The sequence below is a fragment of the Enterococcus sp. 12C11_DIV0727 genome (assembly GCF_002148425.2).
In the GTDB taxonomy this organism is placed as follows: Bacteria; Bacillota; Bacilli; order Lactobacillales; family Enterococcaceae; genus Enterococcus_L; species Enterococcus_L lemimoniae.
Genome location: NZ_CP147248.1, coordinates 2,439,842 through 2,454,156 on the forward strand (window position 1 = coordinate 2,439,842; position 14,315 = coordinate 2,454,156).

Annotated in this window: 15 protein-coding genes; 6 read left to right on the forward strand and 9 right to left on the reverse strand. The window is 37.1% G+C overall.

All coding sequences use genetic code 11. From position 1 onward, the window contains the following. Positions 1 to 20 precede the first annotated feature (20 nt). From A5866_RS11555 to A5866_RS11570, 4 genes are all read right to left on the reverse strand, one after another. The gene (locus tag A5866_RS11555; protein ID WP_086277574.1) at positions 21 to 1,007 is read right to left on the reverse strand and encodes a polyprenyl synthetase family protein; all 987 of its coding nucleotides are present in this window, start codon (positions 1,005 to 1,007) and stop codon (positions 21 to 23) included. A 39-nt stretch (positions 1,008 to 1,046) separates the two neighbouring features. Continuing rightward, positions 1,047 to 1,607, reverse strand: a complete 561-nt coding sequence (locus A5866_RS11560) for a Gx transporter family protein (protein ID WP_086277572.1) — start codon at positions 1,605 to 1,607, stop codon at positions 1,047 to 1,049. Positions 1,608 to 1,623: 16 nt separating this feature from the next. Next, the gene (locus A5866_RS11565; RefSeq protein ID WP_086277571.1) at positions 1,624 to 2,046 is read right to left on the reverse strand and encodes a NusG domain II-containing protein; all 423 of its coding nucleotides are present in this window, start codon (positions 2,044 to 2,046) and stop codon (positions 1,624 to 1,626) included. Between the two features lie 109 nt (positions 2,047 to 2,155). Next, complete coding sequence (locus A5866_RS11570) at positions 2,156 to 4,063, reverse strand: NAD(P)/FAD-dependent oxidoreductase (protein WP_086445323.1); 1,908 nt, start codon at positions 4,061 to 4,063, stop codon at positions 2,156 to 2,158. Between the two features lie 268 nt (positions 4,064 to 4,331). Here A5866_RS11570 and pplA point away from each other — a divergent pair, with 268 nt between their 5' ends. The 4 genes from pplA to menA all read left to right on the forward strand — a co-directional run bounded on the left by pplA (position 4,332) and on the right by menA (position 7,728). After that, positions 4,332 to 5,261: an extracellular electron transfer flavoprotein PplA gene (gene pplA, locus A5866_RS11575; protein ID WP_086445322.1), complete on the forward strand. Its 930-nt coding sequence runs from the start codon at positions 4,332 to 4,334 to the stop codon at positions 5,259 to 5,261. A 32-nt stretch (positions 5,262 to 5,293) separates the two neighbouring features. Then, positions 5,294 to 5,590, forward strand: coding sequence for a hypothetical protein (locus tag A5866_RS11580; RefSeq protein WP_140335148.1), 297 nt, complete (start codon positions 5,294 to 5,296; stop codon positions 5,588 to 5,590). Positions 5,591 to 5,683: 93 nt separating this feature from the next. Next, positions 5,684 to 6,763 (forward strand): FAD:protein FMN transferase, encoded by a 1,080-nt coding sequence (locus A5866_RS11585; protein ID WP_086277566.1) that lies wholly within the window; start codon positions 5,684 to 5,686, stop codon positions 6,761 to 6,763. Between the two features lie 11 nt (positions 6,764 to 6,774). Then, a complete protein-coding gene (gene menA / locus A5866_RS11590; protein WP_086277564.1) occupies positions 6,775 to 7,728 on the forward strand; it encodes a 1,4-dihydroxy-2-naphthoate polyprenyltransferase in 954 nt (317 codons plus the stop codon). Positions 7,729 to 7,817: 89 nt separating this feature from the next. Here menA and A5866_RS11595 read toward each other — a convergent pair whose 3' ends face one another. Continuing rightward, entirely contained in the window at positions 7,818 to 8,780 is a 963-nt protein-coding gene (locus tag A5866_RS11595) for an LPXTG cell wall anchor domain-containing protein (protein WP_086445321.1), read from the reverse strand. A gap of 132 nt (positions 8,781 to 8,912) precedes the next feature. Beyond that, a complete protein-coding gene (locus A5866_RS11600; RefSeq protein WP_086445320.1) occupies positions 8,913 to 9,899 on the reverse strand; it encodes a biotin--[acetyl-CoA-carboxylase] ligase in 987 nt (328 codons plus the stop codon). A gap of 185 nt (positions 9,900 to 10,084) precedes the next feature. Between A5866_RS11600 and A5866_RS11605 the strand changes: the two genes are divergently transcribed. Continuing rightward, a complete protein-coding gene (locus tag A5866_RS11605) occupies positions 10,085 to 10,297 on the forward strand; it encodes a zinc ribbon domain-containing protein (RefSeq protein ID WP_010771950.1) in 213 nt (70 codons plus the stop codon). A 58-nt stretch (positions 10,298 to 10,355) separates the two neighbouring features. Here A5866_RS11605 and A5866_RS11610 read toward each other — a convergent pair whose 3' ends face one another. The 3 genes from A5866_RS11610 to A5866_RS11620 all read right to left on the reverse strand — a co-directional run bounded on the left by A5866_RS11610 (position 10,356) and on the right by A5866_RS11620 (position 13,184). Beyond that, a complete protein-coding gene (locus A5866_RS11610; RefSeq protein ID WP_086445319.1) occupies positions 10,356 to 11,159 on the reverse strand; it encodes an ABC transporter ATP-binding protein in 804 nt (267 codons plus the stop codon). After that, on the reverse strand, positions 11,159 to 12,109 hold the full coding sequence (locus A5866_RS11615; RefSeq protein WP_086445318.1) for an ABC transporter permease: 951 nt from the start codon (positions 12,107 to 12,109) through the stop codon (positions 11,159 to 11,161). Before A5866_RS11615 ends, A5866_RS11610 begins: the two co-directional genes overlap by 1 nt. A gap of 97 nt (positions 12,110 to 12,206) precedes the next feature. Then, positions 12,207 to 13,184, reverse strand: a complete 978-nt coding sequence (locus tag A5866_RS11620) for an ABC transporter substrate-binding protein (RefSeq protein WP_086445317.1) — start codon at positions 13,182 to 13,184, stop codon at positions 12,207 to 12,209. 518 nt (positions 13,185 to 13,702) lie between these two features. Here A5866_RS11620 and A5866_RS11625 point away from each other — a divergent pair. Further along, positions 13,703 to 14,275, forward strand: coding sequence for a hypothetical protein (locus A5866_RS11625; RefSeq protein WP_086277553.1), 573 nt, complete (start codon positions 13,703 to 13,705; stop codon positions 14,273 to 14,275). Positions 14,276 to 14,315: the final 40 nt, after the last annotated feature.

Here is a 14,315-nt window from a genome sequence, read left to right on the forward strand (position 1 = left end):
AAACGTTTTATCCGTGTTTTTTAATTTGTTCGTGCAAGAATGGCTTGTGTGATTTCCAAGAGCTCATTTTTAGCTTTAGAGGGAGTTTCAGGTAGCTTCTGAATACCTTTTAAAGCTTGCTGCGTATATTTTTGTGCAAGCTTTTGGGCTTTCTCAACTCCACCAAATGAATGAACCAATTCATAGATTTTATTTGTTTCAGAGTCAGTTAATGTTTCACCTTTTTTCAAATAAGGAAGTAGGGTGTCTCGTCCTTCTTCTAACGCATATAAAAGCGGCAATGAATAGATTCCCTGACGGACATCCTCCAACACAGGTTTTCCGATTTGTTCTGGACTTTGGGTATAATCTAAAACGTCATCTATAATTTGAAAAGCAATCCCAATGTTTTCACCGATTTTTCCGCAATTTTTAGCAAAACGTTCAGTTGTTCCACTTTCATAAGCTCCAACAAAGCAACTTAGTGAAAAAAGTTCAGCAGTTTTACCAGAAATATTTTCTAAGTATTGATTAATCGTCATATCAAGATTATAACGATTATCCATTTGTCCCAGTTCACCACTTAATATTTTTTCCATACTCCGTGAATTTAACTGGATACTTTTTAAAGAAGAAGAGTAGTCAGCAAGTAACTTAAAACAGCTGACAAACAAATAATCACCCGCATAAACAGCTGTGCTATTGCCAAACTGAGAACGAATAGTTGGTAAACTACGTCTGATATCAGCATCGTCTACGATATCGTCATGAATCAATGTTGCAGTGTGCAATAATTCAATCGCTGCCGCTAAAGCAACAGCCTTTTTGGGTTCTCTTTTTTCGCCAAACTGTGAAAATAAAAGCTGATAAGCTGGACGAAGTAACTTACCGCCGGAATGAATCATCGACATGACTGCATCTTCGACATCTTTATTTTTTAGAGCAACACTATTTTCCATCAATTTTAACGTGTTGTTTAATTCTTTTGCTAGTTCAGGATATTTTTTCCACATGGGATGAATGTTCATAAGATGACTCCTTTGATTGTACTCAGTCAGAATAAAATATTATTGAAAATATTGGCTCCATTTATGTTTGGTCGTTGATTCGTAATTTAGCTGAAATTGGCGTAGAGTTTGAACATGGCGCAGTAGGTAATTTGCTGCAATCCCGATTGCAATTCCGGATAATAAGCCGAAAAAAGAAAGGAAAGGCAGATAAAGCATAGGAGCCCATGATTGAGCAAAGAAACAAGTGGTTAATAATTGCCCAACATTGTGTAAAAATCCACCTGCCGCACTAATTCCAATAATACTGACGCGTTTAGGACCTAATTGCATGATGAGTAGCATCCCTAAATAGCTAAGTAAGGCACCACTGGCACTATAAAAGAAAGTGGAAATCGTTCCGCCAAGCAGTGTCGTTAAAATTAGACGCATACAGACCAAAAAGAAACTATCTCTTTTTCGCATTGTAAAAATAGCAATGATGGTAATTAGATTAGCCAGTCCTAGTTTAGCACCAGGGGCAAAAGCAAAAGGATAAGGAATCATATTTTCAATCAATCCAATGATCACACCCTGTGCGACTAACATGGAAATATAGATGTTTTTTTGTAATTTACTCATAATATACTGACAGTGTTTAATAAATCAAACTGCCATCCTCACTCCCATCAGAAGCCTCAACTGTGATGAATAAATTATGGGGCAAGCAGGCAATAGGTGTTTCTCCTGCTTTAGATATCCAACCTCGTTGTACGCAAATTTGATCTCCGCAATTTGATTCTACCATGCGGATTTTATCACCACTGACTTCGATCAAGTTATAGTCTCCATCAGAGTCCTCGTATTTGTACGTATATGTGGGGCCGCCTTCTTTTAAATCGAAGACTTTGATTACTTCACCGTCCACTTTTAGTACTGCTTGTTTTGTCGCGTCATCTTGTGCTGTGTTTTGCATGCTAAATACTGCAAGGGGCAAGAAAGAACTGAGAATCAAGAAAACAATGATCACAATATCCCACGGACGTATATAGCTTTTTTTGACAAATTCTTTAATGTCCATTTCTATCCTCTCCCTTGTAGTGTTTATTTTCTTATATTCTATCATAATGAGAAAAGAAAGTTCTAGGAGCAAACCTAGAACTCTCTTAGATTTTTACTATAAAAAGTAATTATTTACTGCCATATCTGGACTTAGGTGTTCCGTACCACCATTTACCTAGTGTACGTTGAACCCAAGGGATAACCCAGCGGTCTAAACCAAGCGCACGTCCAGAACCATTCATTAAAGCGAAGGCTACAAAGATAAACCAAATGTTTACCCAATAGAACATGCCTGATAAACAGAATGCAATGGTTAAACCAATTGTTGCAGCACTACTTAACCAAGTGAATAATCCAGCGATCAACGCTAAAGCAATCAAGACTTCAACGATTGTCATAAATTTTTGCATGAACAATGCGACTTCTTGGTTAGGCATCATGAATTTCATAACACTTTCAAACCATTTAGGCATATGATCGAAGACTTGCATTGGCTCTTCACCATAGGCATAGCTTAAACCGAATTGAGCAGCTTTAGCTGTCGTTTCAGTTGCCTCAGCGCCACCACCTGCAGCAGATGCACCTGTTGTTACTTGTTCTTGTAACCAAGGGAATGGGAAGGCAACTTTATCAGTAAACCATGAACCATCACCAAACCAAGTGCTCGGGTTCAAGTAATCGCCAGTACCGACAATTTTCTTCATCGATTCGACTAACCAAACCATACCGTAGAATACACGTAAAGGAACGCTCCATAAAACATTACCATAACGAGAAGAATGTCCACGTGTTACATTACGATCGTCTTTAATATGGAAGAACTCATGCATAATATATTGGAACATATAGTAACCAGAACGAATATCAAAGAAATATTTCAAGTTAACGATGTGTTTCATGATGATCGCTAGGAAACCGCTAAGATGAATTTTATCAAATAAGTTTGCGACACCCCATTTAGCGCCAATAGAAACCATAAATCCTTGATAATTTCCTTTGAATTTGTGTTTTTCACTGCCTTTGATGTCCGCTACGATATTTGCAGCAGCTGTGTGACCAGTTTGTTCAGCAGCTTGAACGATTTGTGGTGTCGGTGTTTCAGGGAATTCTTCGTAATAAACCAAGTCACCAACGATATAAATGTTTTTATCTTCGTAGCCTTTCGCTTGCATGTATTCATTGGCAATCAAACGATTGCCACGAGCTGATTCTAAACCGAAGTCAGCAGCGTCAGAAGTCGCTTTGACACCAGCAGTCCAGATCAATGTGTGTGTTGGAACTGTAGAACCATCTTTTAATTTGATATGATCTGCAGCTACTTCAACGATTGGTGCGTTAAGCAACAATTTCACATTTTTCTTCTCTAAGTAACGTTCAGCTTTCGCTGCATCATTACGAGAAAGCATGTTTAAGATTGTTGGCATTGCTTCAACGACCATTAAAGTAAATTCATTAGGGTCAAGTTTAAATTCTTTTGCAAGACGATCTTTCCAGTCGATCAATTCGCCGACCATTTCAATACCAGTAAATCCTGAACCACAGACAACAAATGTCAACATCGCTTTACGAACTTCTGGATCTGGTTCGATTGCTGCTTTTTCAACTGTTTCCAAGATATGTTCACGAATTTTCAGAGAGTTTTCAAAAGACCATAGAGTAAAACCATGTTCTTTAACCCCAGGGGTACCAAAATCATTTGGCTCGCCACCCATACCGATGATCAATTGGTCAAATTCATAAGAACCTAACTCTGTTTGAACAACTTTTTTGTCTTTATCGATACCAGTTACAGTGTCAGTTACAAGAGTGACATTCTTTTTACGTGAGAATAAACGTTGTAGATCGTACTGAATCGCTGAAGGCTCAACACGTCCTCCGGCTACTTCGTGCAACTCAGTCATCATGGTGTGGTAAGAATGACGATCAATTAAAGTAATCTCAACGTCAGAATCTTTTTTCAATTTTTTGGCTAAAAATTTAGTAGCTGAAACTCCAGCATAACCAGCTCCCACAACGACAATTTTTTGTTTTGTCATTGATAATCCGCTCCTTAAAAATAAATGAAATGAAAAATGATAATAATTACACAATCGAATTCATTATATAGCCATTTTTAGGTTTTGTCTAATAACAATTCTTAAATATAGGAAATAAATTTTTTTTATTAAAAAGCCGTGAAAAACGGGTAAAATTTTGTCTTTCTTTTATAACTTTAATTGACATAATTGGAAATTTCTATAGAATGTAAATTATATCACAAACAAAAAATTGTGAATGTTTAAGAAAAGGAAAAGGTGAACAAAAATGAAAATGAACAAAATTGTAAAGGGCTTCACAGCTATCGCACTTTCATCTCTTTTACTAGCAGCATGTGGATCAGATCAAAAAAAAGACACAGCGAAATCTTCTGAATCAACTACTGCAACATCAAAAACAGCTGAATCTTCTACAGTAGCAGAAAAAGAAGCTGGTGCAGATTTACAAGATGGTACTTATAAATTAGAAGAAAAAAATGAATCTAATGGTTACCGTGCAACATTTGAAATGACTGTTAAAGACGGCAAAATCACTGAATCTAAATATGATAATATCAATGCTGATGGTAAATCAAAAGCAGATGATAAAGACTACGAAAAAAATATGAAAGACAAATCAGGCGTAGGCCCAGCTGAATACATCAAAGAATTAAATGATTCTTTTGTTAAAGCACAAAGCGCTGATGGTGTAGAAGTAGTAACTGGTGCGACTCACTCAAGTGAATCATTCCAAAACTATGCACAACAATTGATTCAAGCAGCTCAAGCTGGCGATACTAAAACAATCGAAATCGACAATGGTGCTGATCTTAAAGATGGTACGTATACATTGAAAGAAAAAAATAATTCAAATGGCTACCACACTGAATTTTCAATCGTTGTAAAAGATGGTAAAGTAACTGAATCTAACTACGATAATGTGAATGACGAAGGCAAATCTAAAAAAGATGACGCTGACTACAACAAAAACATGAAAGACAAATCAGGCGTAGGCCCAGCTGAATACATTAAAACTTTAAACGAAGAATTAGTGAAAGCAATGAACGAAAAAGACGGTTCAGCTGCAAACGTAGAAGTAGTAACTGGTGCAACTCACAGTTCTCACTCATTCGTAATCTACGCTGAACAATTAGTGAATGCTGCTGAAAAAGGCGACACTAATGAAATCGTTGTAGACAACATTGTAATGAAAAAATAATTTTTCACATAAGTAAAACAAAAAAGATATGTGTGCAGAATTCAGAGATTGCTCTGAATTCTGCTTTTTGCTGTGAATCACTGCGATTGCTACCCAGAGCAGATGATGAACAGTACTTGGCGACCGAAGGGAGAGAAGTAACCGTACTAGGAATCACCCAATGCTTAACTCACAAAAAAACAGAGGTAACTGTATCTAGAAAAGTAAATGTCGGTCAAAAGAATAGCCCAACAGGCTCTGCCAGAGCAGATGATGAAAACAGTCCAAGGCGACTGCAAGGAGCCGCAAATACCAAAAGTCCAAACAAATCACTGCATTCATTTCACTAAACCGCACCAATAACAGATAGAAAATCCTTTCCATTCAAGCGAAAAAGCGCTACTATAAATAAGACAATTTTTCTATGTAGAAAGAGGGATACGATGAAAAACAAAAAATCACTGATCATCTTAATGACAGTACTATTTTTAGCTGTTTTGGCAGGATGTAACTCAAAAGATAAGAAGGAAGAAACCAAAATCAACAAAGAACCTTATTCAGATCAGCAATCGCTATTAGGAACTTATGTACAAGTGAGAATCTATGATGACGGCAAAGAAGAGGTATTAGAAAAAGCCTTTGCCAGAGTGAAAGAACTAGGCGATAAAATCACAGTCAACGAAAAAGGGTCTGAAATCGATGAAATCAACGAACAAGCTGGGATCAAACCAGTCAAAGTCTCTGATGATATCTACCCATTATTGAAACGAGCATATGAATATAGTGAAGACTCTTCCGGTGGTTTTGATATGGCAATCGGTCCAATCACACAATTATGGCATATTGGCTTTGATGATGCTCGTAAACCTTCACAAGAAGAAATCGATCAAGCGTTAAAATTAGTTGATTATCATAAAGTAAAATTAAATGATGAAGATAAAACGGTCTATCTTGAAGAAAAAGGAATGCAACTTGATCTAGGTGCAATCGCCAAAGGGTTTATTACAGATGAAGTCGTGAAAGTTTTGAAAGATAATGGCGTAACGACTGCAATTGTGGATTTAGGTGGAAATGTTTATGTGCTAGGACATAGCCCTCGTGGTAAAGATATGGACTGGAATGTAGGAATACAAGATCCTAACAAAGCCCGTAATACAGTAGTCGGAACGATTCAAGAAAGCGATAAAACATTAGTAACTTCTGGTATTTATGAGCGCTTTTTAGAAGTAGATGGTAAAAAATACCATCATTTATTTGACCCTAAAACAGGTTATCCTTTCGATAATGATATCGCAGGTGTCACTGTGATCACGAAGGAATCGATCGATGGCGATGGACTTTCAACAGCTGTATTTTCAATGGGGGTCAAAAAAGGTTTAGAGTACGCTGAAGGCTTGAAAGATGTTGATGTGATTTTTGTTACAAAAGAGGATACCGTATTTGTAAGTAAAGATATTGAAAAGGTTTTTGAGTTAGGAAAAGATTCAGGTTATACATTGGGTGATCGTAAAGACCTGAAATAAGGAGAACGAATATGTCTTTGAAAGTATTTTTGCAGGTTGTGGAAATTCAGACTAAATTAGCGAGTCTATTTCCTTTTGCAGTTGGGGTGTTATTTTCGCTTGCTTATTTCCAAGAGTTTCAGTTAGGCTACACAGTTTTATTTTTCATAGGAATGGTTGTTTTTGATATGGCTACGACAGCAATAAATAATTATATGGACTTTAAAAAAGCAAAATCTGAAGTATACAAATATGAAGAGAATATTATTGGTAGCTCTGGGATCGCACCAGTTCTTGTGAGAAATATGATCTTTGGAATGGTTGCTTTTTCCGCTGTGATCGGGATCTTTTTAACGGTTCAAACAGGTTGGCTGTTCTTGGTAATGGGCGGCGTGTGTTGTTTTATCGGAATTTTTTATACGTTTGGACCAATTCCGTTATCGCGGATGCCGTTAGGTGAGGTTTTCAGTGGATTTACAATGGGACTTGGGATTTTTGCGATGACGATCTATTTAAATGTTCAAGATAAACGACCATTTTATCTATTGCTCGATTGGGGTCGTGGAACATTTGCCTTGACAGGGAATTTGTGGGCAGTTCTAGCGATCATTTGGGCCTCTTTGCCGATGGTCTTCACGATTGCCAATATCATGTTGGCAAATAACCTGAGAGATTTAGACACGGATATTGAAAATCATCGTTATACGTTGGTTTATTATATTGGTCGAGAGCATGGTGTGATATTATTTCAACTATTGATATTAGCCTGCTATGCAGTTGTTTTGATTGGGTGGCCATTGGGCGTATATCACTGGCCGATTTTGACTGTATTTTTATCACTGCCAACTGTTTGGAAAAATCTTCAGTCATTTAAAAAAGAGTTGCCTCATCCAAAAAGTTTTGGCTATTCGATAAAAAATCTATTAGCATTTAACGGTAGCTATTTACTAGGGTTATTCTTAACGATTATTTTAGAAAAAATTTAAATAAAAAAGAAGGAAGCAGTAACCAACAACGACTCTGCTTCCTTCTTTTTTACGCTCTATTTTAACAACCCTTTTTTAAACACTACTTTTTATTTTTTTTTACTTTTAATGAATAGAAATAGTACAGCTAATAGAATAATGGCAATACCCGCAATTGAAAAGTAAACAGTTTTCTTTTCACCTGTGTTTGGAAATAAGTCTTTTTTCTTTTCTGTTTCTTTAGTAGAAGTCGAAGAGGAAGCAGTGCTTTTAGCTGGTGTAGAGCTATCTGTTGTTCCTGCGGCACCGGCAAAGGCCTGGTCAGTTAATGTATAGATGGGTGAATAATCACCTGATTGTGGCGAAAAAGCCGCAAAACTGAAATGATCTTGGTATGGAAGAGTGAAATAACCTTCAGTGTCTGTTAGGACAGGACTGTCTGTTTTGGCGAAGGGATAAAACACTTTTATATTTTTAGGAACTGCATCATAGTTAGCAGTATTTTCGCCGTAAATAGGAACGTTACTGACTGAAGCTTCATCTGTAGTTAAAACCCTACCCTTAACTTGTTTTTTTTCTGAATTATAGGAAATAAATTGGATATCATAGGTTGGCGTAGACTTTACTACTTTATAGCCCATATTTAGTGTAACTTCTTGCTTCTCTCCTTGGTTTTCTTCTAAAGGCTGGAGCATAAAGCTCACTTTGACTAAATAGTCTCCTATTTTTTCTGTTGAGGCGTCCTCTAAAAGTTTAAGATCTCTGAACGCAGCGCCATGATAGCCACTATCTTGGGAAAGCATTTCTGCAGTCACTTTTTCTCCTTGAAATACAACTAAAGTTGTTTGGATAAGATCGCTATAAGCGTTGGGAGCTGAGCTACTGGAATTTTCTATGGAACTTGTATCTGATGTAGAACTATCCACGGTTTTTTTGTTTTCCTTCTCAGTTTCTTGTGTGGATGTTATAGAGGAAGAGCTTTCAACTTCCGATGTAGTTGAAACTTCTTCTGCAAAACTTGTAAGCGGTAGAGCTAAAGATAAAGCGACCAAACAAAAAACAACTTTTTTCATAAATATTCTCCTTGTGTAATGTTCGTATTGTTTATGATATAAATGTAACACAAGTGAAACATTTAGCAAGTGGTTGTAAGAAAACTGGCTGCCCCCTTAAGGAATTCTTAATATATTCGTTTGATGTTGCTGTTAAGTCGTTGGATTGATACTGTTTAAACTGATTTCCCCAGAAGAAAGAATCTTTTCTGTTTTGTCATGGAGTTGTACGACTAATTCACCATGATCGTTGATGGAGACCGCAATTCCTTCATATTCAACACCTGTTTGAGTGAATGAAACAGTCTTGCCGAGGACAAATGATTTTTGGCGATATTCTTCTAAGAAATGTTGTTCTGGTAATTGATTTAGAATGGCATAAAATTGATTCCAGATTTCTCCAATCAGTTCGTTTCTTGTAATCGTTGGTTCCTCTTTTGGAAATAGAGAGGTTGCTTTTTTTCTTAATTCCTTTGGAAATTCCTCTTGTTTTAAAGAGAAGTTGATTCCCATGCCGATGATGACATTTGAGATTTGTCCCGATTCAACATCACTCATTGCTTCTGATAAAATACCACAGACTTTCTTTCCGTTGATATAGATATCATTGACCCATTTGATTTCAGTAGAGACCTTGACCAACTTGTCCATTGCACGAGTAACTGCTACAGCCATGATCACAGTATATTGCGCCATTTCTTCAAAGTTTTGATTTGGTCTTAATAACATACTCATGTAGATGCCGCTACCCGCTTTTGAGAAGAAAGGGCGACCGAAGCGACCGATCGGTGCTTCTTGGATATCTGCTACGATCAATGTATTATCAGGTTCACCATTGATTGCGGCTAGTTTTGCATCTTTCATTGTAGATTCTGATGAGTTTAGCACCGTGATCGAAAGGCTAGGTGTTGTTGATTTTAGAGCTAAACGGATTCCTTCTGCTGATAAAACGTCTGATTTTCCGTAGCAATAGCCTTTATTACGGCTACTTGAAATGATGTGCCCCTCTTTTTTTAATTCGTTGATCGCTTTCCAGATTGCAGTTCGAGATAAAGAAAGTTGTTGAGCCATTTCTTCACCCGAAATAAAATTGGGGGCTTGTTTCATTAATAGGGTTAATACCTGACTTTTCGTAGACATACACTTCGCTCCTTTATAATAGTTTCATTGTATCTGATGGTAGGAAGGTGGGTCAACCACCATCCGCCTGAAAGAGGAGATAAAAATCCATCTAAGGATGTATGAGTTTTCCTGGAAAAATTGCTATACTTACGTAGTAGGAACGAAAGATACTGGTTATTATTATAGAGATGGAGTGGGGAAGAATGGAAAAGCAACAATATGTTTGTGATAAGTGTGGCAACACACATTATGTATCAGATCAGTTTCAAGCAACAGGAGGAAACTTTTCAAAGATTTTTGATATACAAAATAAGAAATTTATCACAGTGAGCTGTACGAGATGCGGATTTACGGAATTGTACCGTGGTCAAACATCAGATGGCTGGAATGTTTTAGACTTTTTAATGGGTGGCTAATAGCCAACAAAATAAATAAAAAAGGAGTTCAAGTGTATGCTGCACTTGAACTCTTTTTTTAAACTAGTAGTAGTTGATCGTCTTTTAATTCACTGCCACTATTTTTGTGGAACATTTCCATCAACTCGTTAACGGTTAGATCTTTTTTCCGTTCGGCAGGGACATCTACTACAACTTGCCCTTGATGAAGCATAATCAGACGGTTGCCATAACGAATCGCATCTTCCATATCGTGAGTAACCATAAAGGCTGTCAGGTTTTGTTCCTGTATTAATTTTTCAGTTAGCTCCATAACTGTGATCGATGTTTTAGGATCTAATGCTGCGGTATGTTCATCCAGTAAAATCAGTTTGGGACGAATCAAGGTAGCCATAAGCAAAGTGATTGCTTGACGTTGTCCGCCAGATAGTAAACCAATTTCCGCACCTAAGCGATTTTCTAAGCCTAAGTTCAAACTGGCTAATTGTTCTTTGAAGAAATTACGGTCGTTTTTACGAACGCCGTTTCCCAAACCGCGTTTTTTTCCACGTTTCATTGCAAGGGCCATGTTTTCTTCCACAGTTAAACGTACAGCAGTCCCCATCTTTGGATCTTGAAACACACGGCTGATTTGTTTAGAGCGAGCAACGACACGCTGTTTGGTAATATCTTTACCATTTAAAGTTAATTGCCCTTCTTCAATCGGTAATGTTCCAGCAATGCTGTTTAGTAAAGTCGATTTACCAGCACCGTTTCCGCCGATGATCGTAATGAATTCACCTTGATTGATTGTTAAATCAATGCCTTTTAGTACATGGTTTTCATTGACTGTTCCACGCTCGAAATATTGGTGTAAATTTTTGATTGTTAGTACAGGCTCCATTAGTTGGCTCCTCCTTTACGTTTCCCTAGTTTAGAAAAACCTAATTTTTTTTGAATCAATGGTGAAGATAGACAAATCACCAGAATAATTGCTGAGAATAATTTTAAATCAGCTGGATCGACACGTAGCTCTAGTACGCAAGCAAGGATAAAACGGTATAAAATTGCACCAATCACAATTGTAAGCAAACGCAAACCAAGTGATTTATTTTTAAAGAGAACTTCTGCAATGATAATGGAAGCAAGTCCGATAACGATCGTTCCAATACCGGAATTCAAATCAGCGAAGTTATTATTTTGTACAAGTAACGCACCAGCTAAGGCAATACACCCATTTGACAACATATAGCCGATGATTTTCATGTTGTCGGTTTTGATTCCGTTTGCTTCACTCATATCGATGTTGTCACCCGTTGCTCGAGTGGCCAAACCAATTTCAGTTTTAAAGAATAAGACAAGTAAAATAATGACTAAAAGAACGATGATTGTACCGACAACTATCGCGCTGTTGATTTTAGTGAGTCCTAATGATTGAGCGTGAGAGAAAATCGAATCTGTTCCAATTAAAGAAATATTTGGAGCGCCCATGATACGTGAGTTGATACTGTAAAGTCCAGTCATCGTGATGATTCCTGCTAATAAAGCTGGGATTTTTAATTTTGTGTGTAAAAGTCCTGAAACAAGTCCTGCTAACATGCCGGCTATAAAGGCAATTATCAATGCAAAGATTGGCGCTATCATATAATGGATATCGAATAAAGACTGGACTGGCGCCGGCCAAGTCGTTGGGTCTTTAGCTAAAATAACGGCAGCGACTGCACCGCCTAAAGGAAAACTTCCTTCAGTAGTCAAATCAGCGATATCTAAAATACGGTAAGTCAGGAAGACTCCGATGGCGAGTAAGGACCACAGAAGACCTTGAGAGGTTGAAGATAGTAATATGTCTAACAATAAAATCAGCTTCTTTCAGTAGTTTTATGTAAAGGTTGAGAAAAAAGCGTTTAGTTTCGAAAAGCCGGTTGCTTTTCTCTCAACGTTTATTTAGGAATTAAGGTGCTTTGATCGTGTCTAGATCAATATCCAACGCTTTTGCCATGTCTTTATTCACGAAAAGTTCTAAGTCTTTTGCTTTTTCAACAGGCATATCCTCAGGTTTTGCTTCACCTTTTAGAATTTTTGCTGCCATAGCCCCGGTTTGTTTGCCCAATGATTTATAGTCGATACCTACAGTGGCCAAGCCACCTTCTTCGACTTGCTCAATTGAACCTGCAATGACTGGCGTTTTATGTTCTTTTGCTACTTCGCCGATAACAGCAGCTGCTGAAGCGAAAGTGTTGTCGGTTGGAATATAAATTGCATCAACATCTTTGGCTAAGCTAGTCGTTACTTGCTGTACGTCGTTTGTTGAGTTAGCCGTTAAAACTTTTGATTTGATGCCAGCATTTTTTAAGGCTTTTTCTGCCATATCCGCTTGGAATTTAGAATTGGCTTCACCTGCGTTATACATGATTCCGACAGTTTTAGCATCAGGGACGATAGATAATAGTAAGGTAATTTGTTTGTCGATAGGGACGATATCAGTAGTCCCAGTTACGTTACCACCAGGTTTTTCATCTGATTTTACGAGTTTGGCACTCACTAAATCTGTTACTGCTGTGACTAAAATTGGAATATCTGTTGTTTCGTTCAACAGTGATTGCGCAGCGGGTGTTGCAATTCCTAGTAAGAGATCTGGTTTTTCTTTGACTAATTTTTCACTCATACTTTTTAATTGTGCTTGATCATTTTGGGCATTGCTATAGTCAATGGTTAGGTTGTCGCCGTCTTTGAATCCATTATCAGCTAAGCCTTCTTTGAATCCTTCAAAAGCAGCATCTAGTGAGCCATGTTCAACAGGTTGTAAAACACCGATCTTCTTACTATCACTGTTTGTGTCGCTGTCTGTCTTCTTGCCATCTCCACATGCGCCAAGAGCCAATAGTGCTACTGCTGATACAATACTTAGTCCTAATAGTTTCTTTTTCATCTTGATTCCTCCAATTATAATTAATAAAACAAAAAATCCATTCAGACAATATGCCTAAATGGATTGATAAAAGTCGTAAGATAAACACTTCTTCATTAAGCCACTTAGGATTGTCTACGTGGCGTTTGTTCAGTACAAAATGCTTTAGCCATCATAGATACAAAAACAGGTTTTTGCTGTTTGTACCCACGATTTCATGAATACAAAACTATCTAAAGTAGCTAAAGTAAGCTTTATTCAGTTGTGAGTTGATTAAGTGTGTCATAAAAATCCCTCCGCAAATTGAATTGTTTACAGTATAAAGGAAAAGTGAGGTAGATGTCAACAGATTATTTTAAATTTTCTGAACATTCATATAATGCTATTAAATAAAAAAAGAGATAAAAATAATTATAAATTTTGTGAAATATTTAAATTATTCCTAATGTTAAACACTGGAAAAGAGATATCTTTGTGAATTTCAACGGGTTCATGCTAGAATTTAACTGGATAAATAGTAAACAACTAGGAGGATGTATATGATTTCGAAAAAATTAATTACGTTAGGCACATTAGCAGCAACAGTATTGGTATTAGGTGCATGTAACGGAGATAAGAAAGAATCTAAAGACAGTTCATCAGACAGCAAAACAGCAACATCAATGAGTTCAAGTGTTGATGCAGTGAGTGGTGCGTCAATCAGTGATAAACCAGAAGTGATCGAAAAAGCCTTGAGTAAAGATGGTAACTGGATCGTTGCAGCAACAGCTGATCTTACTTTTGACAAAGATGTAACAGTAGCTGGTGAGTTTCACGACAAAGGGGAAGCATCAGGCGATATTTATAGAAAATTAGCATTGTATGCCCAAGATTCAGATAAAAAAATTACAGCTGAATATACATTAACTGTTCCTAAGTTAGTTGTTGAAACAGAAAACTTCAATATTGTTAACGGAACCGTTAAAGGGGATATCTTAGTAAAAGCGAACGGTTTTGTCTTGAATGGAACCAAAGTTGAAGGAAATGTAACGTTTGAAAAAGAAGAATACAAAACTTCTGCAACGTTAGATAAAGAAGGCGCTGAAATTACTGGAGAAACTACGGTTCAATAAGTAAAAAAGCGGAGGACATTCGATAAAAATTGAATGTCTT